Annotated in this window: 27 protein-coding genes; 15 read left to right on the top strand and 12 right to left on the bottom strand. The window is 65.1% G+C overall.

All coding sequences use genetic code 11. The annotated features are described in order from the left end of the window. Window positions 1-15: 15 nt before the first annotated feature. From ACFFJ6_RS11695 to ACFFJ6_RS11675, 5 genes are all read right to left on the bottom strand, one after another. Window positions 16-1,296 carry a beta-ketoacyl-ACP synthase gene (locus ACFFJ6_RS11695; protein ID WP_378387803.1) on the bottom strand — a complete coding sequence of 427 codons (1,281 nt, stop codon included), beginning with the start codon at window positions 1,294-1,296 and terminating at the stop codon, window positions 16-18. A 28-nt stretch (window positions 1,297-1,324) separates the two neighbouring features. Continuing rightward, the gene (locus ACFFJ6_RS11690; RefSeq protein ID WP_378387801.1) at window positions 1,325-2,527 is read right to left on the bottom strand and encodes a beta-ketoacyl-ACP synthase; all 1,203 of its coding nucleotides are present in this window, start codon (window positions 2,525-2,527) and stop codon (window positions 1,325-1,327) included. Further along, the gene (locus tag ACFFJ6_RS11685; RefSeq protein WP_378387799.1) at window positions 2,520-2,990 is read right to left on the bottom strand and encodes a 3-hydroxyacyl-ACP dehydratase FabZ family protein; all 471 of its coding nucleotides are present in this window, start codon (window positions 2,988-2,990) and stop codon (window positions 2,520-2,522) included. The genes ACFFJ6_RS11690 and ACFFJ6_RS11685 overlap by 8 nt, the downstream gene beginning before the upstream one ends. A 27-nt stretch (window positions 2,991-3,017) precedes the next feature. Beyond that, window positions 3,018-3,299, bottom strand: a complete 282-nt coding sequence (locus tag ACFFJ6_RS11680; RefSeq protein WP_054163491.1) for an acyl carrier protein — start codon at window positions 3,297-3,299, stop codon at window positions 3,018-3,020. Window positions 3,300-3,466: 167 nt separating this feature from the next. Then, on the bottom strand, window positions 3,467-3,835 hold the full coding sequence (locus ACFFJ6_RS11675) for a hypothetical protein (RefSeq protein WP_378387796.1): 369 nt from the start codon (window positions 3,833-3,835) through the stop codon (window positions 3,467-3,469). 192 nt (window positions 3,836-4,027) lie between these two features. Here ACFFJ6_RS11675 and ACFFJ6_RS11670 point away from each other — a divergent pair, with 192 nt between their 5' ends. Further along, window positions 4,028-4,657: a ParB-like protein gene (locus ACFFJ6_RS11670; RefSeq protein WP_378387794.1), complete on the top strand. Its 630-nt coding sequence runs from the start codon at window positions 4,028-4,030 to the stop codon at window positions 4,655-4,657. Between the two features lie 28 nt (window positions 4,658-4,685). Here ACFFJ6_RS11670 and ACFFJ6_RS11665 read toward each other — a convergent pair whose 3' ends face one another. Beyond that, on the bottom strand, window positions 4,686-5,162 hold the full coding sequence (locus ACFFJ6_RS11665; protein WP_378387791.1) for an MgtC/SapB family protein: 477 nt from the start codon (window positions 5,160-5,162) through the stop codon (window positions 4,686-4,688). Between the two features lie 23 nt (window positions 5,163-5,185). Next, on the bottom strand, window positions 5,186-5,767 hold the full coding sequence (locus ACFFJ6_RS11660) for a peroxidase-related enzyme (protein WP_378387789.1): 582 nt from the start codon (window positions 5,765-5,767) through the stop codon (window positions 5,186-5,188). Window positions 5,768-6,147: 380 nt separating this feature from the next. Between ACFFJ6_RS11660 and ACFFJ6_RS11655 the strand changes: the two genes are divergently transcribed. Both ACFFJ6_RS11655 and ACFFJ6_RS11650 read left to right on the top strand, forming a co-directional pair. After that, entirely contained in the window at window positions 6,148-6,537 is a 390-nt protein-coding gene (locus ACFFJ6_RS11655) for a hypothetical protein (protein WP_378387787.1), read from the top strand. A 14-nt stretch (window positions 6,538-6,551) separates the two neighbouring features. Continuing rightward, a complete protein-coding gene (locus tag ACFFJ6_RS11650) occupies window positions 6,552-6,749 on the top strand; it encodes a hypothetical protein (protein WP_378387785.1) in 198 nt (65 codons plus the stop codon). 163 nt (window positions 6,750-6,912) lie between these two features. Here ACFFJ6_RS11650 and ACFFJ6_RS11645 read toward each other — a convergent pair whose 3' ends face one another. Both ACFFJ6_RS11645 and serB read right to left on the bottom strand, forming a co-directional pair. Then, window positions 6,913-8,661: an ATP-binding protein gene (locus ACFFJ6_RS11645; protein WP_378387783.1), complete on the bottom strand. Its 1,749-nt coding sequence runs from the start codon at window positions 8,659-8,661 to the stop codon at window positions 6,913-6,915. 417 nt (window positions 8,662-9,078) lie between these two features. Then, window positions 9,079-9,972, bottom strand: coding sequence for a phosphoserine phosphatase SerB (serB, locus tag ACFFJ6_RS11640; RefSeq protein WP_378387781.1), 894 nt, complete (start codon window positions 9,970-9,972; stop codon window positions 9,079-9,081). Here serB and miaA point away from each other — a divergent pair. The 3 genes from miaA (at window position 9,971) to ilvN (ending at window position 14,039) form a co-directional block, all read left to right on the top strand. Further along, window positions 9,971-10,915, top strand: coding sequence for a tRNA (adenosine(37)-N6)-dimethylallyltransferase MiaA (gene miaA / locus ACFFJ6_RS11635; RefSeq protein WP_378389642.1), 945 nt, complete (start codon window positions 9,971-9,973; stop codon window positions 10,913-10,915). The two genes, serB and miaA, sit on opposite strands and share 2 nt — an antisense overlap. Window positions 10,916-11,493: 578 nt before the next feature. Further along, on the top strand, window positions 11,494-13,272 hold the full coding sequence (locus ACFFJ6_RS11630; protein ID WP_378387779.1) for an acetolactate synthase 3 large subunit: 1,779 nt from the start codon (window positions 11,494-11,496) through the stop codon (window positions 13,270-13,272). A 224-nt stretch (window positions 13,273-13,496) separates the two neighbouring features. Further along, window positions 13,497-14,039 carry an acetolactate synthase small subunit gene (ilvN, locus tag ACFFJ6_RS11625; protein WP_378387777.1) on the top strand — a complete coding sequence of 181 codons (543 nt, stop codon included), beginning with the start codon at window positions 13,497-13,499 and terminating at the stop codon, window positions 14,037-14,039. Between the two features lie 6 nt (window positions 14,040-14,045). Here ilvN and ACFFJ6_RS11620 read toward each other — a convergent pair whose 3' ends face one another. Then, window positions 14,046-14,444, bottom strand: coding sequence for a host attachment family protein (locus ACFFJ6_RS11620; protein ID WP_378387774.1), 399 nt, complete (start codon window positions 14,442-14,444; stop codon window positions 14,046-14,048). 205 nt (window positions 14,445-14,649) lie between these two features. Here ACFFJ6_RS11620 and ACFFJ6_RS11615 point away from each other — a divergent pair, with 205 nt between their 5' ends. The 5 genes from ACFFJ6_RS11615 (at window position 14,650) to ACFFJ6_RS11595 (ending at window position 20,076) form a co-directional block, all read left to right on the top strand. Beyond that, the gene (locus ACFFJ6_RS11615) at window positions 14,650-15,525 is read left to right on the top strand and encodes an EamA family transporter (RefSeq protein WP_378387771.1); all 876 of its coding nucleotides are present in this window, start codon (window positions 14,650-14,652) and stop codon (window positions 15,523-15,525) included. Window positions 15,526-15,720: 195 nt separating this feature from the next. Continuing rightward, window positions 15,721-16,740 (top strand): ketol-acid reductoisomerase, encoded by a 1,020-nt coding sequence (ilvC, locus tag ACFFJ6_RS11610; RefSeq protein ID WP_378387769.1) that lies wholly within the window; start codon window positions 15,721-15,723, stop codon window positions 16,738-16,740. 252 nt (window positions 16,741-16,992) lie between these two features. Then, complete coding sequence (locus ACFFJ6_RS11605; protein ID WP_378387766.1) at window positions 16,993-17,718, top strand: FadR/GntR family transcriptional regulator; 726 nt, start codon at window positions 16,993-16,995, stop codon at window positions 17,716-17,718. Between the two features lie 98 nt (window positions 17,719-17,816). Beyond that, window positions 17,817-19,046, top strand: coding sequence for an ABC transporter substrate-binding protein (locus ACFFJ6_RS11600; RefSeq protein WP_378387763.1), 1,230 nt, complete (start codon window positions 17,817-17,819; stop codon window positions 19,044-19,046). Window positions 19,047-19,224: 178 nt separating this feature from the next. Next, window positions 19,225-20,076 carry an SDR family oxidoreductase gene (locus tag ACFFJ6_RS11595; RefSeq protein ID WP_378387761.1) on the top strand — a complete coding sequence of 284 codons (852 nt, stop codon included), beginning with the start codon at window positions 19,225-19,227 and terminating at the stop codon, window positions 20,074-20,076. A 10-nt stretch (window positions 20,077-20,086) separates the two neighbouring features. Here ACFFJ6_RS11595 and ACFFJ6_RS11590 read toward each other — a convergent pair whose 3' ends face one another. After that, window positions 20,087-21,640, bottom strand: a complete 1,554-nt coding sequence (locus ACFFJ6_RS11590; protein WP_378387758.1) for an ABC transporter permease/substrate-binding protein — start codon at window positions 21,638-21,640, stop codon at window positions 20,087-20,089. Further along, window positions 21,637-22,425 carry an ATP-binding cassette domain-containing protein gene (locus tag ACFFJ6_RS11585; RefSeq protein ID WP_378387756.1) on the bottom strand — a complete coding sequence of 263 codons (789 nt, stop codon included), beginning with the start codon at window positions 22,423-22,425 and terminating at the stop codon, window positions 21,637-21,639. The genes ACFFJ6_RS11590 and ACFFJ6_RS11585 overlap by 4 nt, the downstream gene beginning before the upstream one ends. An 88-nt stretch (window positions 22,426-22,513) precedes the next feature. Between ACFFJ6_RS11585 and ACFFJ6_RS11580 the strand changes: the two genes are divergently transcribed. From ACFFJ6_RS11580 to ACFFJ6_RS11565, 4 genes are all read left to right on the top strand, one after another. Next, complete coding sequence (locus ACFFJ6_RS11580) at window positions 22,514-23,338, top strand: ABC transporter ATP-binding protein (RefSeq protein WP_378387753.1); 825 nt, start codon at window positions 22,514-22,516, stop codon at window positions 23,336-23,338. Window positions 23,339-23,441: 103 nt separating this feature from the next. Beyond that, the gene (locus tag ACFFJ6_RS11575; protein WP_378387750.1) at window positions 23,442-24,233 is read left to right on the top strand and encodes an ABC transporter permease; all 792 of its coding nucleotides are present in this window, start codon (window positions 23,442-23,444) and stop codon (window positions 24,231-24,233) included. Window positions 24,234-24,291: 58 nt separating this feature from the next. Beyond that, entirely contained in the window at window positions 24,292-25,314 is a 1,023-nt protein-coding gene (locus ACFFJ6_RS11570; RefSeq protein ID WP_378387748.1) for an ABC transporter substrate-binding protein, read from the top strand. 8 nt (window positions 25,315-25,322) lie between these two features. After that, window positions 25,323-26,039: an NUDIX hydrolase gene (locus ACFFJ6_RS11565; RefSeq protein ID WP_378387745.1), complete on the top strand. Its 717-nt coding sequence runs from the start codon at window positions 25,323-25,325 to the stop codon at window positions 26,037-26,039. The last annotated feature ends 207 nt before the right edge of the window (window positions 26,040-26,246 follow it).

The following is a 26,246-nucleotide window of genomic DNA, read 5'->3' as shown; positions in this document are numbered from 1 at the left end:
ATAAGAGCTGCGCGACTAGACCGGCTCGCGCGTCAGGATCAGGGAAGCGTTCTGGCCGCCGAAGCCGAACGAGTTCGACATCACCGCGGTTACGCGAGCGTCGCGTGCCTTGTTCGGCACCACGTCGAGCGGGATCGCCGGGTCCGGCACGTCGTAATTGATGGTCGGCGGAATCCGCTGATGCTCCAGCGTCAGCAGCGAGAAGATCGCCTCGACGGCGCCGGCGGCCGACAGTGTGTGGCCGACCATCGACTTGTTCGAGGACACGGGGATCGTCGACGCGCGCTCGCCGAACACGCTGGAGATGCCGAGGTACTCCATCTTGTCGTTCTCGGGCGTCCCAGTGCCATGAGCGTTGATGTAGTCGATCTGCTCGACACCGATGCCGGCGTCGGCCAGCGTCTTGTTGATGCAGCCGATGATCGGTTTGCCGTCCGGGCTCGAGCGGGTGCGGTGAAAGTTGTCGGCAAGCTCGCCGCAGCCGGCAATCACGCCGAGAATCTTGGCGCCGCGCGAGATAGCCGCTTCGTAGCTTTCCAGAACCAGCGCGCCGGCGCCTTCCGCCATGACGAATCCATCGCGGTTCTTGGCGAACGGCTTGGAGGCGGCTTGAGGTGCATCGTTCTGGGTCGACAGTGCCGACAGCAGCGAGAAGCGGATCAGCGCTTCGGCGTTCACCGAACCATCGGTCGCGACGCAGAGTGCGGCATCGGACTCGCCGCGGCGGATCGCTTCGACGCCGAGCTGGATCGCGCTGGCGCCTGAGGCGCAGGCGGTCGAGAGCGAGATCGGCGAGCCCTTGGTGCCGAAAGTCTCGGCCAAGTGGTCGGCGACCGAGCCAAACAGGAAACGGCGATGATACTGGGTGAAGTGGCCGCCGCCGGAGACGCGGAGCAGGGCGTCGTAATCGATTGCCGTGTTGGCGCCGGTGGCGCGCGCCAGCTCCTGCCGCGGCAGCCATTCGAGTTCGACCGGCGCGACGGCGAGAAACAGCGGGCCGGGGAAGTCGCCCTTGCGGCCGATGCCGGCCTGCGTGATCGCTTCCTCGGTAGCGAGATCGGCCAGCTTTTCGCCGAGCACGGTGGAGGAGAACGGCTCGACCGGGACGAAGTCCACGGTGCCGGCCATCGTCGTTTTCAGCCCGTCGATCGGAAACCGGGTGATGGTGCGGATGCCGGATTCGCCCGCCGTGAGCTTGGCCCAGTTATCGGTCTTGCCTGCGCCGAGCGACGTCACCACGCCCATGCCGGTGACGACCACGATTGGCCTGCCGAATTTGTCGTGCGTGACGGTCATCGCGTCCCCCTCGGTCGGTCGATCGAAATCACCGGACAGCCTCGACCAGGGCCATGCCTTCGCCGCGCCAATGGCCGGCGCCGATCACCACAATCTGGTCCGGTGCCTTGCTGGTTTCAATCTCCAGCCCGCTCGGATCGTTCGCCGCGAACAGCGCGCCGCGCGACAGAGACAGCGCCGCGAGCGCGATGCCAAGCGGAAATTGCGCTTCCATGATGTGGCCGAACGAGGTGCCGGTTGCGCGCACCGGATGGCCGCTCTGCGCGCGCAGGAAGTCGACTTCCTCGGCCGTCACGGGCTGCGCACCGGTGGCACCTGTGATGATCGCGGCGTCGTCATGAACGTTGCCGAGTTGCCCCCACAGCCGCTGCATCGAAATGGTGACGTCGCCCTCATTGCGCCGACGCGACATGTCGGCGACGACATTGGTCAGCCGCGCATACGGCTTGGCGCCGCGTGCTTCGGCATGCGCCCGCGACTCGATCACCAGGAAGGCACTGCCGGAGCCGAGCGCGAACCCGCCCTTGGAGCCGCGCGCAAACACCGGCGCGTAGCTGTCCTTCAGGTTGAAGTCGCCGAACTCGTAGAGCATCAGCAGATCTTTGCGCTCGCCGTTCTGTGCGGCGCCGATCAGCGCGATGTCGCTTTGCCCGGCAGCGATCCGCGCGAGCGCGATCCGTGCGGCGTCGACGCCGGCTTCCTCTTCGCCCATGAAGGTGCGCGACGAGCCGGTGACGCCGTGAACGATCGCAATATTGCCGGCGAGCAGGTTGGAGAGCTGCGCCAGAAACAGCGTTGGCCGCAGGTCGTTCATCAGCCGCTCGTTGAGCGCGCCTGGCGTGGCGTTGCCGTAATCGTCGGAACTCAGCACGGCGGAGTCGACCGCGAGATCGCGCTCGCCACCGCCGGCCGCGACGATCATGTCGGTGCGCGACAGGATCTCGGTGTTGCCCTTGATGCCAGCCGAATCCAGCGCGAGGCCGGCCGCATAGGTCCCGATCCGCTGCCAGGCTTCCATCTGGCGCTGGTCGCCCTTCTTGGGGATCTGCTTGTCGAAGCTCAACGGCGCGAGCGGGTGCACGACGTAGGGCGCAAAGCTCGTGGTATCGACATTGACGCGGCGCTCCGCCAGCGCATCCCAATGCGCGTCGAGTCCTTCGGCCAGCGAGGACGCCAGGCCGATGCCGGTGATCCAAGCTTCCGCCGGTTGCTTATGCGATGTCTCAGCCATGGATCATCTGCTCCGGGAATCCGATCTGCCTGGCTATCGTCTCCATATGTCCGCGCAGATCTGGATGCGGGAAGGGCACATGGCGAAAGGTGAGTGTCGCGTTGCAGGCGAGCTTGCCGCCGGCTTTGATCTTCGCTTCGGTCATGGTGTAGCCCGAACCTTCGTGGATCACCTTCGCGTCGATCGAGAGCAATTCGCCCGGCGTGACGAAGCTGCGCATCTTTGCTTCCTTCACGGCAGCCAGGAACGGCATGCGCTGAAATTGCATCAGCGCGATCTGCAGCCAGCCCGAGGTCTGCGCCATCGTCTCGATCAGCAGCACGCCCGGCATCAACGGATAGCCGGGAAAGTGGCCTTCGAAGATCGTGCTGGTCTCAGGCACCCGCGCTTCGACCGTGATCTCGCGCTGCTCAAGGCGAAGGTCGGCGATCCGGTCGATCAGGTGAAAATATTCGAGGTTCATGGTGTGGGCGGCTTCTCGACCGCGCCACTACGCGCCCTTGGCGGCGACCAGCTCGTCGATGCGGGCGGCGAGGTTCTTCAGCACGAAGTACTGTTCGGTCGTCGCCTTGCCGTCGTTGACCTCCTGGGTCCACTTTTCGAGCGGCAGTTTGATACCGAATGCCTTGTCGATCGCGAAGGCGATGTCGAGGAAATCCAGGCTGTCGATACCCAGGTCATCGATCGCATGGCTTTCCGGGGTGATCGTATCGCGCGGAATATCGCAGGTTTCCGCGATGATGGTAGCCACCCGATCGAATGTGGAGGTCATCATTAAGCCTTTGAAATTGTGCCGAAAATAGCAGGCGCGCCGGAGGCGCGGCCGTGGTCGTGACGACAGGTTGATGCCCGTATATCGGAGCGCTGCCCTGAGTTCAATGGCACGTGGGCCACAGCCTATGGGGGCGGCGGGGGCCTGTTTTCGGCCATCGCAGGGAATCAGCCCTGCGGCGTCGGGATGTTCGCGCAATCGCGCCGGCCCATCAACACACAATCCTGGGTCTTGCGCATGTCCGCGATGCTGGTGGCGAGCCAGAAGCCGATCACGGTCAGCGCCACGGTGAACGCCAGCGCGGCCAGATTGGTCATCATGCGGTGGCGAAAGTCGTCGGTCGATGGATCGTTGGCGCGCTCGTAACGGGAGAGATCGTTGTCGATCGGCGTGACCTGCTTCGGTCTCGTTGCGGTCGATCCCTCGATCGATCCGATCGCTGCGCCCTTGAACGAGTCCTTCGGCACCGTGCGCGGCCGGAACTGCAGGACGCGGTGCTCGTCGTCATCGGGAGCGCTAAGGCGGTGGTTTTTCATGGCGGCCGGCCCTCGCGGCGGCTGATCGGAAAACTTTGGTACTTATCCTAGTTGATGTGGGACGCGGCGCAAACTCCGCAAGTTGACGGAGTGAGTTCGGCCTGCGCTGTGGCCCGCGCGCTCCATGCTGCGTTGCGTCGATGGTCCATCATGGCATAATCCCTCGCTGCCAGCCGATCAGGAGACCGACGAATGGCCAATCCGCGCGAACCCTTGCTGCATCCGATCCCGATTCTGTCGTTGCGCCCGACGCAAATGACGGTCGGGTTGCGCGAAGTGGAGGAGAAGCGTCGACGCTGGCGCGCCCACGCGTCGAAAAAGAAGAAAGAAGGCGAGCGGCTCGCCGAGCATATGATCCCGGTTGTGCTCGGTCCGGGCAAACGCCACTACGTGGTCGATCACCATCACTTGGCCCGTGCGCTGCACGAAGAGGGCATCAAGGACGTTGCGATCACGGTGATCGCCGATCTCAGTATGGTGGATCGTGATGCGTTCTGGGTCGTGCTCGATAGCCGGCGCTGGGTCTATCCTTACGATGCCAAGGGAGAGCGGCATCATTTCAAGGATCTTCCGAAGACAGTCGCCGGGCTGAAGGATGATCCGTTCCGCTCGCTGGCCGGCGAGCTGCGCCGGATCGGCGGTTACGCCAAGGACACCACGCCGTTCAGCGAGTTTCTGTGGGCGGATTTCCTGCGCCGCCGACTGTCGCGCAAAGCTGTGGAGGCCGATTTCGAGAAGGCGATCGAGCGGTCGCTGGCGCTGGCTAAGAGTAAGGACGCGATCTATCTGCCTGGATGGTGCGGGCCTGCAGCCGACGATTAAAGGCCGCGCGACCTGCCGAGCTCGGCGATCAGTCTTCCGGGCCGGCCGTGCTCTTCTCTTCGCTCTTGCCACCGAGCAGGCGGTGAAGACGGTGCTCGACGCGGTGGCCGCCGATCAGCACCACGAAGGCGATCACAAAAGCGACGCCGACGATCAGCCAATGGCCGGCGCCGCAGGCGACGCCGATGCAGGCCGCGAGCCACACGCAGGCGGCCGTCGTCAGCCCGTGGACTTCGTAACGGCTGCCGGTATGCACGATCACGCCAGCACCGAGAAAGCCGATGCCGGTCAGGATGCCCTGGATCACCCGCGCGCTCGCATCGGTGATCTGGTCATGCGCGGCCGATTGGTCGGAGACCGCCACCAGGAGCGCCGATGCCAGCCCCACCAGCGATAGTGTGCGCATGCCGATCGGCTTGCCCTTGAGGTCACGATTGAGCCCGATCAGTCCGCCCGCCAAGGTGGCGACGCCGAGCCGCAACAGGATGTCCCACAGAGGCAGCACGTCTCAATCTCCCGGTCGGGCCGTCACGCCTTAGGTTGCCGGCCCATCAAATAGAACTCATCGTTCGGCCGCATTGCGGTGACGTTGGCCATCCGGTTCGACAGCGCGAAGAACGCCGCGACAGCGGTGATGTCCCAGATGTCGTCGTCGCTGAAGCCGTGCGCCTTCAGTGCGTCGAAGTCCGGATCGCCGACGGTCTCGGCCTCGCGGCTGACCTTCATGGCGAAGTCGAGCATCGCGCGTTGCCGCGGCGTGATATCGGCCTTGCGATAGTTGGTTGCGATCTGGTCGGCGATCAGCGCGTTCTTGGCGCGGATGCGCAGGATCGCGCCGTGCGCGACCACGCAATACTGGCACTGATTAGCCGCCGAGGTCGCGACCACGATCATCTCGCGCTCGGCCTTGCTGACCCCGCTGTCCTTGTCCATCAGCGCATCGTGATAGGCGAAGAACGCCCGGAACTCATCGGGCCGCGCCGCGAGCGCGAGAAACACGTTGGGCACGAAGCCCGATTTCTCCTGCACGCCGACGATGCGGCTGCGGATGTCGTCCGGCATCTCGGCGAGCGAAGGGACGGGAAAGCGGGAGACGGCAGGCGTGGTCATTGATGGGATCCGCTGAGCTAAACGATGGATCGTGAACCTTAAAGCCTGCCGGAGCGCAGTCAATCATGCGAGCGCTGCTGATCGGTGCACGCTGCGCTGGTCGAGTGAGACGATGTGAGCGGCGTCCCTCGCACCGTCGTTGAAACTCTTCTAGTGGCCTGTTCCAAAGCGCCTGTTCTATGCGGACGAGGCGATCGATGAATCGCATTGCGCGAGCAGGGTAGCGCGATCAAATCGAAGTTTCCGGGGGGAACACTGAGCAATCTGAATTTCCGCGCGGCGGGCGCGGTATCGATGCTGTGTGCCTCGGCGGCATGCCGCTCAGCATTGTGCTGGGGCCATGCTGCACTTCGACACGCTCGATTGGCTCGAGCGCAAGATTGAACGGCGGCACCATCCATCTGGTCCCGAAGCAGGCGGCCGACGTGCCGCTGACGCGGTTCACCACCGGGTTCATCTCCAACGCGCAGAGCTACAATGCCATCGATGTCGGCCGGCGCTATGGCGAGCAGGGAGAATGGGGCGTTCGTTTCAACGGCGCGTATCACTCCGGCCGCACGCCGATCGACAACCAGTCCCAGAAACATGGCGTCACGGCGCTCGCCCTTGATTATCGCGGCGAGCGTCTGCGGCTCGGGCTCGATCTCGGTAATCAGAAGGGTGACTTCAATTCGCCGTTGCGCAATCGCTCTGTGCTGTCGGGCTTTCCGATTCCGTCGGCCCCCGATCTGCGGATCAATCAGCAGGGCTCCGCGTCCTCGGCGGCGTGAGCTGGATTGAAGGCGTGCTGACCAAGGCTGCGATGCCGGCGCTGAATGGCAACACCGCGGTCGGCGTCCCCGCGATGCAGCTCAATCTCTACGGCGAATACGATTTGCCCGCCTTCGCGCGCGGCGTGACCTTGACGGGTCGGGTGATCCACACCTCATCGCAGTACTACGATCAGGCGAATACGCAGAGCATTCCGGCCTGGACGACGTAGGATCTGGGGGTGCGCTACGCGACCACGATCGATCGCAAGCCTGTGACAATTCGGGCGAACGTTCAGAATGTCGCTGGGCTGAATTACTGGGCTACGACGGGCCGGGGCATTCTCAGCCCCGGCCCACCACGGACCTATCTGTTGTCGGCGAGCTTCTGAACGCTCAGCGCAGCGGCTTCTTCAGCAGCGAGAAGCGGTCGGGGTCGAGGCCGAGCGAAGGCTGCAACATCGGCGCATCGACGGTGCGGGCGAGCGGCCGCTCCGTGAAGCCCGGATCGTTCGGCACGTCGCGATGGGAGGTAGCGCCGCGCCAGCGCTCCAGCACGGCGCTCACAAAGTGCATGTCGTGGCCGGCGGATGTCGACGGCACTGTCGAGATCGCCGCTTCGGAGCGTGGCAACTGCTGCGGCGGAACTTCCTTGAAGCGTAGCCGCGTCGGCAGCGCGACGCCTTCGCCGAACGCAAGCACTTCGCGGGTGCCGAGCGAGGGGACGAACGACAACAGATTGGCGGCGGCGTCCGACACCGCCGAACGCAGCAGCGACTGGTCGCGATCGTTCGCGAGCCGCATTGCAAATAGCGTGTTGCACTGCGACAGGATGGTGGCATCGAGTTCGGCGGGACGCTGCGTCACGAGACCGAGATAGACACCATACTTGCGACCTTCCTTGGCAATCCGTGACACGGCCTTGCGGGTCGGGCCGAAGCCGATCGCTCGGTCGGCGGCCGCGTAGCGATGCGCCTCTTCGCAGACGAACAGCAGCGGCGATACGCCGTCGCTCCATAGTCCGAAATCGAATGCCATGCGGCACAGCACCGACACGACCGAGTCGACGACCTCGGCCGGAAAGCCGGCGAGCTGCATGATGGTCATCGGCTTGCCGTTGGCCGGAAGGCGGAACAGATGGCTGATCACTTCCGCCATCGTGTCGCCGCCGACATTGGCGTTGTCGAACATGAAGGCGTAGCGCGGGTCGTTGCGCACCGTCTCAATGCGCGAAATCAGCTTGTGATAGATGATGCGCGAGGAGCGGTTCTCAAGCTTGCCCATGCGTTCGTCGATCAACGAGATCAGATCGACCAGCCGGTACGGAACGGGCGTATCTGCCGTGTAGCCGATCGCCTTCGGATCGACGCGCTTCAGGCCGATGCGATCGGCGCTGGTGTATTGTACATAGAGGCCCTTGGCGATCGGGATCACTTCGGCGAGCACGTCGAGCTCTTCGGGCACGCCCGGCCGGCCGGCGAACAACACGTCGACGATCTCGTCGAAGTTGAACAGCCAGAACGGCAGCTTCAGGTTACGCGGGTTCAGCACCAGCGCTTTGTCGCCGAAGCAGCGGCCGTATTCGTTGTGCACGTCGAGCAGGAAAATGCGCAGCGCCGGCCGCGACTTCAGGATCTCGTTGAGCAGCAGCGACACGCCGGTGGATTTGCCGACACCGGTCGAGCCGAGCACCGCGAAGTGCTTCGACAGCATCTCCTCGATGTCCACATAGGCGATCACCGACGGATCCTGCTGCAGGGTGCCGACATTAATCTGATCCGAGCCGTTCGGCGCGTAGACGATGCGTAGTTCCTCGCTGCTGATCGGTTCGACGGCGTCGCCGATCGTCGGATAGGTGGTGACGCCGCGTTGGAACTTGGCACGCACCGGACCGGGCAGGATTTCGCCGAGCAGATCGACAGAGGCGCTCGCGATATAGGCGTTACCGACGACGTCTTCGCAAGATGTTTCCGTGATCATCGCGATGATCGTGGAGGTCGCAGTGCGGATGCTGATGAAGCGGCCGACGGTGGCGCGCAGCGCCGCGGGTGACAGTCGGCTTTCGGGCAGGATGCCCGCGCGCGCCATTGAGCCGCGCACGGAGATGATCTTGCCGAAGGCCGGCGTCGTAATAGCTTCTGCCATTTTCTGGAACTCGTTCAGGGCTCAGTTTGGCGGGACTATGCGCGGCCGATGCTGAGAAATTATTAAGTGTCTGCAGTGGCAATCCACTACAACCCAGCCGCGAGTGGTAAGTACGCGGCAGTCAAGTGCGCTTTTCCCGCAAGTCCGGCAGTAACCGAGTAAATGCTGTTAACCGCTCGTTGACCATACTGGCTGAGCGTTTGGCACGGGGCGAAGTCCAGGGCGGCCATGCGTTGCAGTCCGCCGAGCGTGTGAATCGGTCCCCCTTGATCGCGCTTCGCTACATCGAGGCAACGGGCGCGATTGTTCGTTCGTCATTGCCGGTTCGCGCTGTCTCACGCCCCGGAATCGCGAGCTTTCTTTGCCGAAGTTAGACTCAGCTTCAGCGATGATCGACCGAATGCGGCAGCGTTCGAACTAATCGCCGACGAACTCGTCGCGCCGATAGCCCTGCGCGTAGAGCAGCGCGGTGAGATCGCCGTAGTCGATGCGGCCGTGGGCGGCGGCGGCGACGGCCGGTTTGGCGTGGTAGGCGATGCCAAGGCCGGCGGCCTGGATCATGCCGAGGTCGTTGGCCCCATCGCCGACCACCAGCGTGTCGATGGCATCGAGATCGTCGGCTTCGCGCAGCGCCAGCAGCGTCGCCAGCTTGGCTTCGCGGCCGAGGATCGGCTCGGCGACCTTGCCGGTCAGTTTGCCGTCTTCACTCAGAAGCTCGTTAGCACGGTGCTCGGCGAAGCCGATCCGCTCGGCAACCACGCGCGTGAACTGGGTGAATCCTCCCGACACCAGGCACGTATAGGCGCCGGCAGCGCGCATCGTCTGAACCAGCATGCGGCCGCCCGGGGTGAGAGTGATGCGGCTGTCGAGCACCTGATCGATCACCGAAAGCGGCAGCCCCTTGAGCAGCGCGACGCGCTCCCGCAGCGCCGGCTCGAATTCGATCTCGCCGCGCATCGCGCGTTCGGTGATCGCCGCGACGTGGTCTTTCAGGCCGGCGAAATCGGCGAGTTCGTCGATGCACTCCTGGCCGATCATGGTGGAATCCATGTCGGCGAGAAAAAGCTTCTTGCGCCGCGTCGCTTCCGGCTGCACGACGATGTCGATCGGCAGGTCGTTGCGCGCCGAGCGCAGCCGCTCGGCGATCGTCAGCGCGTCCTCGCCGCTGGCGAAGGTGATGTCGGCGGCGACTTCGTCGTGCAGCCAGCGCGCCGCATTCGGCTGCGGCAGCACTGCGCGCGCGCCCTCGATCACGGTCGAATCGAGCGCGGGATTGTTCGGATTGCAGATGAGCGTGGCGACGAGCGACATGTCGGGAGCGGTTCCGGAGCAGGGGCAAAGGCCGGCGGCCGTGCTTATCGCAGGGCCGACCGCCAGCGGCAAGTCGGCGCTCGCCCTGCGGCTGGCCCAGGCCTGCGACGGCGTGGTCATCAATACCGATTCGATGCAGGTGTATCGCGATTTGCGGATCATCACCGCCCGGCCGACGCCGGCCGAGGAGGCGCTGGTCCCGCACCGCCTCTACGGCACGGTCGATGCTGCGGTGAATTTTTCCGCGGGGGCATTCGTCGAGGCTGCGGCCGGGGCACTGGCCGAGGCGCGGGCGGCCGGCCGGCTGCCGATCTTCATCGGCGGCACCGGGCTCTATTTCAAGGCGCTGACCCGAGGCCTGTCGGCGGTCCCGCCGGTGCCGGCGGAGGTGCGCGACGCGGTGCGGCTGCGGCTCGACCGGGACGGTGTGCTGGCGCTGCATGCCGAGCTCGCCCGGTACGATCCCGCCGCGGCCGACCGGCTGGCGCCTGTCGACCGCTCCCGGATCGCCCGGGCGCTGGAAGTGGTGCTGGCCACCGGACGACCGCTGGCCGACTGGCACGGCGAGGCTTCGCCGCCGCTGCTGCCGCCGGATGGCGTCACGGCGCTGTTTCTGGCGCTGGATCGGGAGGCGCTGTATGCGCGGATCGATGCCCGATTCACCGCGATGCTGCAGGCCGGCGCGCTCGACGAGGTCGCGGCGCTGGCGGCGCGGGGGCTCGACCCGCTGCTGCCGGCGATGAAGGCCCACGGCGTCCCGGCGCTGATCCGGCATCTGCGCGGCGAGCTGTCGGTGGAGGAGGCGGCCGTGATTGGGGCCGCTGATACACGGCATTATGCCAAGCGGCAGTTCACCTGGTTCCGGCACCAGTTACCTGAGTTCAGGTGGGTGAAGCCGGAGGAGGCGAGCGCGTTCCTGCACTCCGTCATTATGCGTCCCTAACACCGTCTTTCCGGGGGCGCACCAACGGGGCCGGGCTTGCCGGCCGCGATGGTGCGAACCCGGGAATCTCACGGTTTTGGCAAGGGGCGGGGTGCCCCGAACTCTCAGGATTTCGGGTTCGCAAGCTAGGCTCGCGCCCCCGGAACGACGTGTTGGGGTTGGAGGAGGCTGGCGCCGAAGGGTGCGCGTGACCACATGAGGCGGACGCAGCCGTTTCAGTGACCCGAACGCAGAGCGGCTTGGCATGGCGCCTGCCACTTATTACCTCTCGCGAGCACGCGGAAATCCGGCTAAGGTGTGATCCTTACGGCGTCTGCACGCCTTGACATTCGAGGTTTCGGGGGTATGGTCCCGCGCAACCTTTGGGAAGCTGAGCTGGCCACATGCGACACAAAATTTCCAACCTGCTTCTCGTCATCGTACCCAGGCGCACCGCCGGGGGTGGATAGAGTCCACCCCACGAACGGACGGTGCGCTAAGGGCCTTGAACGGGCCCTTTTTTATTGTCCGAACGCTTTCGACCCGAGCTTGTCCGAACCACCCGAACGTCAGCGCCAGACGGCGCCCCGGAGCCCACCATGAGCGACAGCACCAGCCACGATCCGAACCAAATGACCGGCGCCGCGATGATCGTCCGCGCGATGAAGGACCATGGCGTCGAACACATTTTCGGCTATCCCGGCGGCGCGGTGCTTCCGATCTATGACGAGATCTTCCAGCAGTCCGACGTCCAACACATCCTGGTTCGCCATGAGCAGGGCGCCGGCCACGCGGCCGAGGGCTATGCGCGCTCGACCGGGAAGCCGGGCGTCGTGCTGGTCACCTCGGGCCCCGGCGCCACCAACATGGTGACGCCGCTCGCGGACGCGCTGATGGATTCGATCCCGATCGTCTGCATCACCGGCCAGGTGCCGACGCATCTGATCGGCAACGACGCCTTCCAGGAGTGCGACACCGTCGGCATCACCCGGCCGTGCACCAAGCACAATTGGCTGGTGCGCGACATCAAGGATCTGGCGCGCGTGCTGCACGAGGCGTTTTACGTCGCGACGTCGGGCCGTCCGGGCCCGGTCGTGGTCGACGTGCCGAAGGACGTGCAGTTCGCCACCGGCACCTATCATCCGCCGCGCAAGGACGACGTTCACGTCTCCTACAAGCCGCATATCAAGGGCGATCCGAACCAGATCCGCAAGGCGGTGGCGCTGCTCGCCGGCGCGCAGCGGCCGGTGATCTATTCGGGCGGCGGCGTGGTCAATTCCGGCGACGAGGCGTGCCGGCTGCTGCGCGAGTTGGTCGAGGTCACTGATTTCCCGATCACCTCGACGCTGATGGGGCTCGGCGCCTATCCGGCGTCCGGCAAGAACTGGCTCGGCATGCTCGGCATGCACGGCACCTACGAAGCCAACATGACGATGCATGATTGCGACGTCATGCTGTGCATCGGCGCGCGGTTCGACGACCGCATCACCGGTCGCACCGACGCGTTCGCGCCGAACGCCAAGAAGATCCACATCGACATCGATCCGTCGTCGATCAACAAGAACATCCGCGTCGACGTGCCAATCATCGGCGACGTCGCCAGCGTGCTGGGCGATCTGTTGGCGCTGTTCAAGGCGGAAGCGAAGAAACCCGATATCAAGTCGTGGTGGCACCAGGTCGCGACCTGGCGCGCGCGCAATTCGCTGGCATACAAGAAGAACAACGACCTGATCATGCCGCAATACGCGATCCAGCGGCTGTACGAGGGCACGCGCGGCCGTGATACTTACATCACCACCGAAGTCGGTCAGCATCAGATGTGGGCGGCGCAGTTCTACGGCTTCGAGCAGCCGAAGCGCTGGATGACCTCGGGTGGCCTCGGCACCATGGGCTACGGCCTGCCGGCTGCGCTCGGCGTCCAGGTGGCGCATCCCAAGAGCCTCGTCGTCGACATCGCCGGCGACGCCTCGGTGCAGATGACGATGCAGGAGATGGCGACGGCGGTGCAGTACGAACTGCCGATCAAGATCTTCATCCTGAACAATCAGTACATGGGCATGGTGCGGCAGTGGCAGCAACTGCTGCACGGCAACCGGTTGTCGCATTCCTACACCGAGGCGATGCCCGATTTCGTCAAGCTCGCCGAGGCCTATGGCGGCGTCGGCATGCAGGTGACCAAGCCGGGCGATCTCGACGGCGCGATCGCCGAGATGATCAAGGTCAACAAGCCGGTTCTGTTCGACTGCCGCGTCGCATCGCTCGAGAACTGCTTCCCGATGATCCCGTCCGGCAAGGCTCACAACGAGATGCTGCTGCCCGCCGAAGCCACCGACGAAGCCACCGCCGCCGCCTTCGCCGGCGGCAAGGCGCTGGTGTGAGGTGATCGGTCTGAGGTGATTGTTACCAACGGCGGTGCTCCTTGCTCCGCCGTCATCGCCCGGCTCGACCGGGCGACCCAGTATTCCAGAGCGCGTGTTGTTAAGCCGAGGCTCTGGAATACTGGATCCCCGCTTTCGCGGGGATGACGGCAGAGGGTGGGGTGGCGCTGCGCACAACCGAAATTGTCCGACGCAACCGGACCCGAGATTGACAGGGAATTGAGATGACCCAGCCCGCATCCGCTTACTTCATGGAAGAGCGCCAGGACCCCAACGAGACTCACACGCTGTCGGTACTGGTGCAGAACGAGCCCGGCGTGCTGGCGCGGGTGATCGGGCTGTTTTCCGGGCGCGGCTACAACATCGAGAGCCTCACCGTTTCGGAGACCGAGAACCAGAAACATCTGTCGCGCGTCACCATCGTGACCACCGGCACGCCGATGGTGATTCAGCAGATCAAGAACCAGCTGGATCGCATGGTCCCGGTGTATCGCGTCGTCGATATGACGCTGACCGGCCGCTCGATCGAACGCGAGTTGGCGATGGTCAAGCTGCGCGGCACCGGCGATCACCGCGTCGAGTCGCTGCGGCTCGCCGAAGCCTTCCGGGCTCGCGTGATCGACGCCTCGACCGAGAGCTTCGTGTTCGAGATCACCGGCAACACCTCGAAGATCAATCAGTTCATCGAGCTGATGCGTCCGCTTGGCCTGGTTGAAGTGGTCCGCACCGGCGTCGCAGCAATCGGCCGCGGCGCCGAGGGAATGTGACCTCCGCTACGCTGCGATCGCTTCGGCGATCTGCTCAAGCGGGTGGTTGGTCAGGTCCTTCGCCAGCGAGCGGATCAGTGACGCTTCGACGGTCTTGTGCAGGATCGGCCGCATCTGGCCGAGCGTCTGCGGGTCGGCGACCAGCACCAGCTGATCGAACTCGCCGTCGAGCTTCATCTTGTTGATCGTGTTGCTGAGCTGCTTGGCGAACGTGGCTTCGTCGGTCTGGCTTTGGCTCTGCTCCTCCGGGCGTGATCCGGACGGGCCGTCGTTGTCGAGATCGACCGGCTCCAGCTTGCGCTCCTGACGGAGTGTCACCTGAGCCGGCTTGCCGTTGTTGCGCAGCAGCAGCGCGCCACGGCCATCGGCGACGACGACGAGGGTGTTGTGCGGAATGAGAGCCATCTGGCGAACGATCCTCCGTTGATTTTACGCATCGCGTCATGCGCGTGCCGAAGCCAACCGGCCGCGCAATTTTTCGTTCCGGGTTGCGTCATCGTTGCGCGGGATGCAGATCCGCGCGCCAGCGGGTTACGACACTGCGTCGGATCAGCTAGGAAACCCGAAACGCCGCATCTTTCCGAGCCGGCGAATCCGGGGCGGAAACCCAATGAAGCCGGCCGACATCGCGCTAGCGCTCCTCGTTGCCCTGATCTGGGGCCTCGGTTTCGTATTCACCCGCTACGCGCTCACCGAAATGTCGCCGACGGTGCTCAATCTGCTGCGCTTCGCCATCACGGCGCTGCCGTGCCTGGTGCTGCCGCGGCCGAAGCTGGCGCTGCCGGTGTGGATCGGCATCAGTTTGTTGCTCGTGTGGCAGTATCTCACCCAGAGCTGGGGCATCTCGCAGGGCGTGCCGGCGGGACTGACTGCCGTGATCGTGCAGAGCCAGGCGCTGTTCACGATCGCGTTCGCTGCGGTGCTGCTGAACGAGCGGCCGACCAAGGCCCAATTGGCCGGCATCTGTGTTGCCGCCTGCGGGCTGCTGCTGATCTGTCTGACAGTGGGCTACGATTTTACGGTGCTGGCCTTCGCCGTCACCATGACGGCGCCGATTGCGTTCGCGCTGTCGAATCTGTTGCTGCGCCGGGCGCAGGGCGTGCCGATGCTCGATCTGTTCGCTTGGATCAGCGTGGCGTCGCTGCCGCCGCTGGCGGTCGCCGCCTTGGTGACCGACGGCGGCCCGGCGATCTGGCGCGAACTGACGCATCTATCGCCCGGCGTGATGGCGGCGATGCTGTCGCTGTCGATCGGCTCGACCACGGTCGGCTATTGGATTTGGGGCCGGCTGCTGCACGCTTACAGCGCCGCGCAGGTCGTGCCGTTCGCGCTGCTGGTGCCGTTCATCGGGGCGGGGGCCTCCAGCCTGGTGTTCGGCGAGATTTTCGGGCCGCTGCGGCTCGCCGGCATGCTGATCGTGGTCGTCGGGCTGGCGATCATGCTCGTGTTCGGCCGCGCTAAGCCGGAGCTGCCCGAAACTGCCTGACGCTTCACCCCAAAGTCGTAAGCCGCCGATTCCGCGCCGCGGCAGCCATGACGCCGCAAAGGGCCACAAATCACCGCCGCGGGCTTGTGTCCGGGCAGCCGGACCCCTAAAAACCGGCAGCAATTCGAAGGTCGGCCGGGACGGCCCGATCACCACAGCACGGGCGGGACGGGCCGCCGAACACGAGGAACGAGGATGCGAGTTTACTACGATCGCGACGCCGACCTGAACCTGATCAAGGGCAAGAAGGTCGCTATTGTCGGCTACGGCAGCCAGGGCCATGCCCACGCGCTGAACCTCAAGGATTCCGGCGTCAAGGAAGTCGCGATCGCGCTGCGCAAGGGCTCGACCTCGGCGCAGAAGGCCGAGAATGCCGGCTTCAAGGTGATGGAAGTCGCCGAGGCCGCGAAGTGGGCCGACGTGATCATGATGCTGACGCCCGACGAGCTGCAGGGCGACATCTATCGCGAGCATCTGCACGACAACATGAAGAAGGGCGCGGCGCTGCTGTTCGCCCACGGCCTCAACGTGCACTTCAACCTGATCGAGCCGCGCGCCGACCTCGACGTGCTGATGGTCGCACCGAAGGGCCCGGGCCACACCGTGCGTTCGGAATATCAGCGCGGCGGCGGCGTGCCGAGCCTGATCGCGATCCATCAGGATCCGTCGGGCAACGCCCACGACCTCGGCCTCTCCTACGCCTCGGCGATCGGCGGCGGTCGCGCCGGCATCATCGAGACCTCGTTCAAGGAAGAGTGCGAGACCGATCTGTTCGGCGAGCAGGTGGTGCTGTGCGGCGGTCTGGTCGAGCTGATCAAGGCCGGCTTCGAGACGCTGGTGGAAGCCGGCTACGCGCCGGAGATGGCCTACTTCGAGTGCCTGCACGAAGTGAAGCTGATCGTCGACCTGATCTATGAAGGCGGCATCGCCAATATGAACTACTCGATCTCCAACACCGCGGAATACGGCGAATACGTCACTGGCCCGCGCATCGTCACCGCCGAGACCAAGGCCGAGATGAAGCGCGTGCTGGCCGACATCCAGAACGGCATCTTCACCCGCAACTGGATGCTCGAGAACAAGGTCAACCAGACCTCGTTCAAGGCCACCCGCGCAAAGCTCGCCGCCCATCCGATCGAAGAAGTCGGCGCCAAGCTGCGCGAAATGATGCCCTGGATCAAGAAGGGTGCACTGGTCGACAAGAGCAAGAACTAAGCACGTCTAGCTGACAGCTTTTGAGGAACGGGACCGCGGCGACGCGGTCCCGTTTTCGTTTGCGGGGGACGACGACCCGGTAGGGCGGATGAGCCGAAGACGCCATCCGCCGTCTTGCGCGTGGGGTGGCGGATGGCGGCGCTGGTGCGCCTTATCCGCTCTACGCGGCTGAGGGGCGCTGCCCAATCGCCCGGTGCAATCCGCCGCAGCTGCACGCCTTGATCTGGTCTGACCAGATTGGTAGGGTCAGTCATGGCCTCGCAGCTCAGTTCCGAAACTTCCGCGACCGTCCGCAAGACTCTCGAATTCGTCCAGCATCACCGGCTGGCAAAGGGCGACCGGCTGCCGTCGGAGCGGGAGTTGTCGGAGCGGTTCGGGGTGGCGCGCGGTTCGGTGCGCGAGGCGCTGGCGGTGCTCGACGCAATGCGCATCACCGAGCGCAAGCCGAAATCGGGCATCTTCCTGCGCAACGCGATCGAGGACGGCGGGCTCGACGCGCTGGTGCTGCAGGCCGATCTCGGGCTGACGTTCGATCCGCAGGTGACGCGCGACGTCACCGAGGCGCGGATCATCTGCGAGGGACAGGCGCTGCAGCTCGCCTGCCGCCGGCGCACCGAGGCTGATTTGGTGAAGCTGCACGGGCTGCTCGATGCCTATGCGGCGATGATCGAGGCGGATGGCCATCCGGCCGACGCCGACGTCGACTTTCATCTGGCGATGGTCGCCGCCAGCCAGAACCGCATTCTGGTCCGCACGCTGACGCCGCTGATGCTGATGAGCCGGCGCTGGCGGCAGCGCTATTTCGAATCCGACGCGATCCGCCGCCGCTCGCTCGACGATCACCGCGCTTTCGTCGCCGCGATCGAAGCGCGCGACGAAGCGGCCGTCGCCACGCTGGTGCGGCAGCACGTGCAGACCGCCGCTACCGACGTACGGGCCTTGGCGGAGCAGGGCGCCGCTTCGTCCGACACCACCTGAAACACGCGCATATCCGACGCGCCACAACAGCCCTGGTCAACGGGTGAGCTTCGCGCGGCAGCAGCCGCACCGAGGAAACGCAAGAAGAAGGATCAAGAATGCGTACCACGACTTCCTTGGCCGCAGTTGCGGCCGCGATCGCGATGCTCGCCGCGAGCCCCGCGCTGGCGCAAAAGAAATACGGCGTCGGCGCCAGCGACACCGAAATCAAGCTCGGCAATACCGTGCCCTACAGCGGCCCGGCCTCGGCCTACGGCATTCTCGGCAAGACCTATGCGGCGTACTTCAAGAAGATCAACGACGAAGGCGGCATCAACGGCCGCAAGATCAACCTGATCTCCTATGACGACGCGTACTCGCCGCCCAAGACGGTCGAGCAGACCCGCAAGCTGGTCGAGAGCGACGAGGTGATGGCGCTGGTCGGCAACACCGGCACTGCATCGAACGCCGCGATTCAGAAATACGTCAACGCCCGCAAGATTCCGCAATTGTTCCTCGCCACCGGCGCGTCGCGCTGGAACGATCCGAAGGCATTTCCGTGGACGATGGGCTGGCTGCCGAGCTACCAGGCCGAAGCCACCGCCTATGCCAAGTACCTGTTGAAGGAAAAGCCGAACGCCAAGATCGGCGTGCTCTATCAGAACGACGATTTCGGCAAGGACTACATCCGCGGCTTGAAGGAAGGGCTGGGTGACAAGGCGGCGTCGATGATCGTGGCGGAGGCGAGCTACGAAGTCGCCGAGCCGACCATCGACTCGCAGATCGTCAAGCTCAAGGCGTCCGGCGCCGACACACTGCTGTCGTTCGCCACCGGCAAGTTCGCCGCGCAGGCGATCAAGAAGCTGGCCGAACTCGGCTGGAAGCCGCTGCACGTCGTGCCGAACGCCTCGTCCTCGCTCGGCACCGTGCTGAAGCCGGCCGGCCTCGAGAACGCGCAAAACCTGGTGTCGGCGACCTTCGCCAAGGATCCGACCGATCCGCAGTGGAACGACGATCCGGGCATGAAGAAATTCCACGCCTTCGTCGAGCAGTACATCCCCGAAGGCAAGCCGATGGAGAGCACCGTGCTGTCCGGCTACAGCATCGCCCAGACCATGGTCGAAGCGCTGCGGATGTGCGGCGACGATCTGACCCACGAGAACCTGATGAAGCAGGCGGCGAACATGAAGGATGTCCAGCTCGACGGCCTGCTGCCGGGCGTCACCGTCAATACCTCGCCGACCGACTTTGCGCCGATCGATCAGTTCCAGATGATGACCTTCAAGGGCGAACGCTGGCAGCGCTTCGGCGATGTCATCAAGGGCGAGGTCGCGGTGGCAGGACGGTAAGCTGACGGCAGGCATACCCTTCATCTCTCCCCGAGCGATAGGCGAGACCGGATTGCAATCATCCGGCTGAGCCATCGGCTCTTTCGGATTCTTATTCGAATACCAAGCGGGATCGCGGTGACGCGGTCCCGTTTTCATGTGGCTGTGCTACGATCGCGCCGTCGAAAGGAGCGGATCAATGCCATCAGTCGTCGTCACCGGTGTGTCCACCGGGATCGGTCATGCCATCGCGAAGCTGCTGCTGGATCAGGGCTTTCGCGTGTTCGGCAGCGTCCGCAAGGTGGCCGATGCGGAGCGGCTGATCCATGAGTTCGGAGCCAACTTCAAGCCGCTGATCTTCGACGTCACCGACGAGGCGGCGATCCGGGGTGCGGCGGACGAGGTCCGTGGCGCACTCGGCGGCGAGCGGCTGGCTGGGTTGGTCAACAATGCCGGCATCGCCGTGTCGGGCGCGGTGATTGATCTGTCGGCCGACGAGTTTCGTCGGCAGTTCGAGGTCAATGTGATCGGCCCGATCGTGGCGACGCAGGCGTTTGCGCCGCTGCTAGGCACCGATCCGGCGCTGCGCGGCGCGCCGGGGCGGATCGTGATGATGAGTTCGATCGCCGGCAAATTCGGCAATCCGCTGATGGCCGCTTACTCCGCGTCCAAGCATGCGCTGAATGGCCTGTCGGACGGGCTGCGTCGCGAGATGATGCTGTTCGGCATCGACGTCGTGACGATCATGCCGGGCGCGGTGAAGACGCCGATCTGGGGCAAGGCCGAGCAGGAAGATCTTTCCAAATACGCAGCGTCCCCATTCTATCCGGCGCTGCAGAAGATCCGCGCGATGCTGCCTCAGATGGATGCCAGCGGTCTGCCGCCGGAGACGATCGCGCAGCACGTCTACGACGCGCTGACGTCGCCGAAGCCGAAGGCGCACGACGTGATCACACCCGGGCCGATGCGGTTCTGGGTCTCGACCAAGCTGCCGCAGCGCTGGGTCGACAAGATCGTGGCGAGCAGGCTGGGGTTGAAGCCGAAGAAATAGGGCAGCGAGTTCAGTTCGGCCGCACGCGCTGCCAAAGCGTTCGCGCGACCGCGTCCGGCGTACTGCCGCCGGACCCGGCTTGCAGATTGGCATCGCGCATCGCTTCGATGTCGATGCGGCCGAGCAGGGGGGTCAGCGCAGCTCGGAGCTTGGCGTCGCCGGCGCGCTTCGGCGCAATCAGCAGCACGGCATCATATGGCGGGATCGCCTGCTTTGGATCATCGAGCACGACGAGGTTATACTTCGCGATCAGCCCGTCGGACGTGTAGCCGGCGATGACGTCGACTTCCCCGGAGGCGACGGCGGCGTACATGAAGTCCGGCTGCATCTGCCGTTCGGTCTTGAACGCGAGACGGTAGGCCTTGCGCAGGTTGGCCCATTCGGGCCGCGAGAAGAATTCGTAATCGCCGGCGATGGCCATCTGCGATGAGCGGGCGGCGAGGTCCGCGATGGAGCGGATGCCGAGGGCTTCGGCTTTCGCGCGCGGCATCACCAGCGCGTATGCGTTGGCGAAACCGAGTTCGCCGAGCATCGTCACCCCGTCCTTGCCGAGGTCGGACTTCAGGTCGGCGAGCACCTGATCCCGCGCGGCGAGGCCGGGGTGCTTGAACTGGTTGGCCCATAGCGTGCCAGAGTAATCGACGTAAGCATCGATATCGCCGCTCTTCAGCGCATCATAGATCACGCCGGAGCCGAGGCCGGCGCGCGTCGTTGCGGTGAGGCCGGCGGCGTCCAGGCGCTGCGCGAGCAGCGCGGCCAGCACATATTGCTCAGTGAAAGTCTTGGCGCCGATCACGTAGGTCGATCGCGCGCCGGCGAGGCCGGGGAGCAGCGTCGCGGTGATCAGCGCAGCGAGGCCGAGTGCGCCGATCGCCGCGCGGAGGCGGCTGCGCAGCTGCAGGCCGCGTTCGATCAACGCCAGTAATTGATCGACCGCCAGCGCCAGCACCGCGGCTGCTGCACAGCCGAACAGCACCAGCACCCAGTTCTGCGTCTGTAATCCAGCGAAGATGTAGTTGCCGAGGCTGGTCTGGCCGATTGGCGTCGATAGCGTCGCGGTGCCGATCACCCACACCGTGGCGGTGCGGATGCCGGCCATGATCACCGGCAGCGCCAGCGGCAGCTCGACCATGGTCAGCACCTGCCGCTGCGTCATGCCGACGCCCTGAGCGGCCTCGACCAGCGCGGGATCGACGCCGTCGAGTCCTGTGATGGTGTTGCGCAGCACCGGCAGCATCGAATACAGCGCCAGCGCCAGCACCGCGGGCAGGAAGCCGAACGCCGAGAAGCTGAGGCCGAACGTCCTCGTCGACAGAGCCGCGAGCGCGAGTAGCAGCGGATAGAACAGCGCCAGCAGCGCGAGGCCGGGGATGGTTTGCACGATGCCGGCAAAGCCGAGCAGGGTGCCGCGCAGCACCGGCTTGCGTCGCGCGAGGATCGCCAGCGGCAGGCTGATCGCGAGGCCGAGCGCGAGCGCGGCGAGGCTGACGCGGACATGGGCGCCGAGATAGTCCAGCAAATTGGCGAAGGCCTCGCGCCAGCGCGGATCGACGAACAGGCTCATGCCGTGCCATCCTTGAGCAGCGCGCCGAGCCGTTGCGCCTGACGGCGCGGCGTCTGCAGCAGCTCGGCGACATAGGGCTCGGTGCTGCGCGAAACCTCGGCGGGCGTGCCTTGGGCCAGCAGCCGGCCGGCGCGCATCACCGCGACGCGGTCGGCCAGCAGCAGCGCTTCGGTGATGTCATGGGTGATCAGCACGGTGGTGAGCTGCAGTCGTTCGTGCAGTGCGCGAAAATCTTCGCCGAGCGCATCGCGGGTCAGCGGATCGAGCGCGCCGAACGGCTCGTCCATCAGCACGATGGCCGGCTTTGCCGCGAGCGCGCGGGCGACGCCGACGCGTTGGCGCTGGCCGCCGGAGAGTTCGTGCGGAAACCGGTCGCGATGCCGGGCGCGATCGAGCCGGACCAGATCGAGCAATTCATCAGTGCGGGCGGTGATCGCCGCGGCATCCCAGCCGAGCAGCGTCGGCGTGATGCCGATATTGGCGGCGACGCTGAGATGTGGGAACAGCGCGCCGCTCTGGAACACCATGCCGATGCGACGGCGCAGCGCGATCGGATTGGTGGTGCTGATGTCATCGCCCTCGATGCTGATCCTGCCTGCATCCGGCTCGATCAAGCGGTTGGCGAGGCGCAGCAGCGTAGTCTTGCCCGAGCCGGAGCCGCCGACGATCGCAAGCAGTTCGCCGCGCGCCACGTTCAGCGACACGCCATCGACCGCCTTGATTCGGCCGCCGTCGAAGCTCTTGTCGACGCTGGTGTAGGCGATCATCGGCGCGGCGTCGCTCATGCTCGCGGCGTAGCACGGCCGGCCGCAGCGATAAAGCGCGGGCGGGCTTGCATGTGGGCGCGCGACGTTGAATGGTCGGGCCGCAATGATGCGGGGAGGGCGCGTGCAGGACGGAACGGGATCGGCGGCGGTCGCGCTGCGGAACGCGACGGTCGCATTCAAGCTGGCCGGCGGCCGCGTCTACACCGCGGTGGAGCAGGCGTCGCTCGACGTGGCTGATGGCGAGTTCGTCGCCATCGTCGGGCCGACCGGTTGCGGCAAGTCCACCCTGCTTAACGTCGCGGCCGGGCTGTTGCGGCCGGCGGTGGGCGAGGCGCGGATTTTTGGCGCGCCGCTCCCGGGGCTGAATGCGGACGCTGGCTATCTGTTTCAGGCTGATGCGTTGTTCCCGTGGAAGACCGCGATCGACAACGTGGCGATTGGGCTCGAGATCGCCGGCGCACCGCGCGCCGATGCGCTGAGCCAGGCGCAGGGCTGGCTGGAGACGGTCGGGCTCGGCGCGTTCGCGCAGCGCTATCCGCACATGCTGTCGGGCGGCCAGCGCAAGCGCATCGGCCTCGCGCAAGTGCTGATCCGCGATCCGAAGATTTTGCTGATGGACGAGCCGTTCGGGCCGCTGGATGCGCAGACCCGGCAGATCATGGGCAACCTGCTGCTCGAGCTCTGGAGCAAGCATCGCAAGGCGGTGCTGTTCGTGACGCACGATCTGGAGGAAGCGATCGCGCTGGCCGATCGCGTCGTGATCATGTCGGCGGGGCCGTCGTCGCGCATCATCGGCGACTGGCGCGTCGACCTGCCGCGCCCGCGCGACATTTTTGAAATTCGCCTGACGCATGAATTCCACGCCCTGCATCGCGAGATCTGGACGACGCTGCGCGAGCAGGTGATGAAGGCATATGGGGCGGTGGCGTGATGGATCGATCGAATGCGATTGCGCGCTTGATGCAGAACGAGGCCTTACCCCTTGCACAGCGCGCTCCCTCCCCGCAAGGGGGAGGGGAGAAGAGGGGCTCGCCATGTCGCGCGTGAAGCTTCTGGCTTTGCAGCTGCTTGTCGCGATCGTCGCGCTCGCGATCTGGCAGATCTTCAGCACCATGCCGATCGCCGGCAAGCTGCTGTTGCCGCCGTTCTTCTTTTCGACGCCGGTGGACGTTGCCAAGCAGGTGTTCGCCTGGTTCGCGTCAGGGGTGATCTGGAAGCACCTTTGGATCACGCTGTGGGAGTCGCTGCTCGCCTTTGGCATCGGCTCGGTGGCCGGCGTGCTGGTCGGGTTCTGGTTCGCGCGGCAGCCGCGGGTCGCGGCCGTGTTCGATCCCTATGTGAAGATGGTCAATGCGCTGCCGCGCGTGGTGCTGGCGCCGATTTTCACGCTTTGGCTCGGGCTCGGGATCTGGTCGAAGGTCGCGCTCGGCGTCACGCTGGTGTTCTTCGTGGTGTTCTTCAACGTCTATCAGGGCGTCAAGGAAACCAGCGCGACGCTGGTCGACAATGCGCGGATGCTGGGGATGAGCGAGCGGCAGATGATGCGCCACGTGTTCTGGCCGTCGGCGCTGTCCTGGATGTTCTCGTCGCTGCACACCGCGATCGGTTTTGCAGTGGTCGGTGCAGTTGTCGGCGAATATCTCGGCGCCGCGGCCGGGCTCGGCTATCTGATCCAGCAGGCCGAAGGCGCTTTCGATGTCGCCGGCGTGTTCGCCGGGATGTTCGTGCTGTCGGTGTTTGTGATCGTCATCGACATTGCGGTTAGCCTAGTGGAGCGCCGCCTCCTGGTGTGGCGGCCGCAACCGAGCGGGCAGCCGGCGGACTAGAGCGCCGCGCAGCTTTGGCTTATTGTCCTTTTCGCTTCGTCCGGGGAGATCAGACGCCATGAAGGCCGGTTTCAAGTCCATCGTCGCGGCATTGGCCGCCGTCCTGCTCACCGCCGGCGCCGCGTCGGCGCAGAGCAAGGTGACGATCGCGATCGGCGGCGGCGCCTGCCTGTGCTATCTGCCGACCGTGCTGGCCAAGCAGCTTGGCGAATACGACAAGGCCGGGCTGAACGTCGAACTGGTCGACCTCAAGGGAGGTTCGGACGCGCTGAAGGCCGTGCTCGGCGGCAGCGCCGACGTCGTCTCCGGCTATTTCGACCACACCGTCAACCTCGCCGCCAAGAAGCAGGAGATGCAGAGCTTCGTGGTCTATGACCGTTATCCGGGGCTGGTGCTGGTGGTGTCGCCCGGGCACACTGCGGAGATCAAGTCGGTCAAGGACCTCGCCGGCAAGAAGGTCGGTGTCAGCGCGCCGGGCTCTTCGACGGACTTCTTTCTGAAGTATCTGTTGAAGAAGAACGGCGTCGATCCGAACAACGTCTCGGTGATCGGCGTCGGCCTCGGCGCCACCGCGGTGGCGGCGATGCAGCAGGGCCAGATCGACGCCGCGGTGATGCTCGATCCGGCGGTGACGATCCTGCAGGCGGCGCATGCCGACCTGCGCATCCTCAGCGATACGCGCACCGAGCACGACACCCGCGAAGTCTTCGGCGGCGACTATCCGGGCGGCGCGCTGTACGCGACGACGGCCTGGATCAAGGCGCATCCCAAGGAGGCGCAGAGCCTGACCCATGCGATCCTCGGGACGCTGGCCTGGATCCACACCCATTCCGCCGAGGAGATCGCCGACAAGATGCCGCCGACCATCGTCGGCAAGGACAAGGCGCAGTATATCGCCGCGCTGAAGAACACGATCCCAATGTATTCGACCACCGGACTGATGGACCCGAAGGGCGCCGAGGCGGTGCTGGCCGTGTTCAGCGCCAGTTCGCCGGACGTGGCGAAGGCCAATATCGACGTCACGAAGACCTACACGAATGCCTTCGTCGAACAGGCGAAGACGTCGGGCACCGCCAAATAGGTGCCTGCGTGAACACCGACGTCCCTGTCACCATCCATCGCGTCACCCACCTCGATCTTTGGGTGGGCGATCACGCCTGGCCGTTCGCGGAGAAGCGCCGGACGGAGATCGACGCGCATTTCGCCGAACGGCAGCGCGACAAGCCCGAGCTGTGGAACGGGCGGGTGCTGCTGGGGCGGCAGCCGCGGTTCGACGGCGTGTATTTCAGTGCCGAGTATTTCGAGACCGATTTCGCCAGCTTCATGGCGTGGCGCGATTGGGGCTTCCCCGACGCCTCGGTGTTCAACGGCTTCGGCATGGGTGTGATCCGCGCCCGCGACGGCGCGATCGTGCTCGGCGAGATGGGCGGGCACACCGCCAATGCCGGCAAGGTGTACTTTGCCGGCGGCACGCCAGACCCGTCCGACGTGCGAAACCGCCGGCTGGAAATTGCCTCCAGCGTCGCCCGCGAGGTCAAGGAAGAGACCGGCTTGACCAGGCTCGATTATCAGGCAGCCGATCACTGGCACTGTGTCGAGGCCGGCTCGCTGGTGGCGATGCTGCGGATTCTCGACGTCGATCAGCCCGGCGACGCGCTGAAGTCGCGGATCGAGGCTTTCCTGGCGCGCGAGACCAAGCCGGAACTGAGCGGCATTCATCTGGTCCGCTCGAAAGCCGACTTCCTCCCGACGATGCCACGCTTCGTCACCGCTTATCTGACGGCGCTGCTCCGCGGGGATGATTAGCTCTACCTCTCGGCGTCATTGCGAGCGAAGCGAAGCAATCCAGCGCCGTGCAGTAGTTTGGATTGCTTCGTCGCTACGCTCCTCGCAATGACGGGGTGAGGGCACGTGTCGCATCAAGACGAAAGAGCACCTAGCTTCGTCATGGCCGGGCTTGTTGTTCAGCCCGGAGACATGACCGACAGGTGTTCGGAGACATAGTCGACACAT

This window comes from Rhodopseudomonas telluris, from assembly GCF_042432815.1.
In the GTDB taxonomy this organism is placed as follows: domain Bacteria; phylum Pseudomonadota; class Alphaproteobacteria; order Rhizobiales; family Xanthobacteraceae; genus Rhodopseudomonas; species Rhodopseudomonas telluris.
This window is presented reverse-complemented; position numbering and strand designations above follow the sequence as displayed.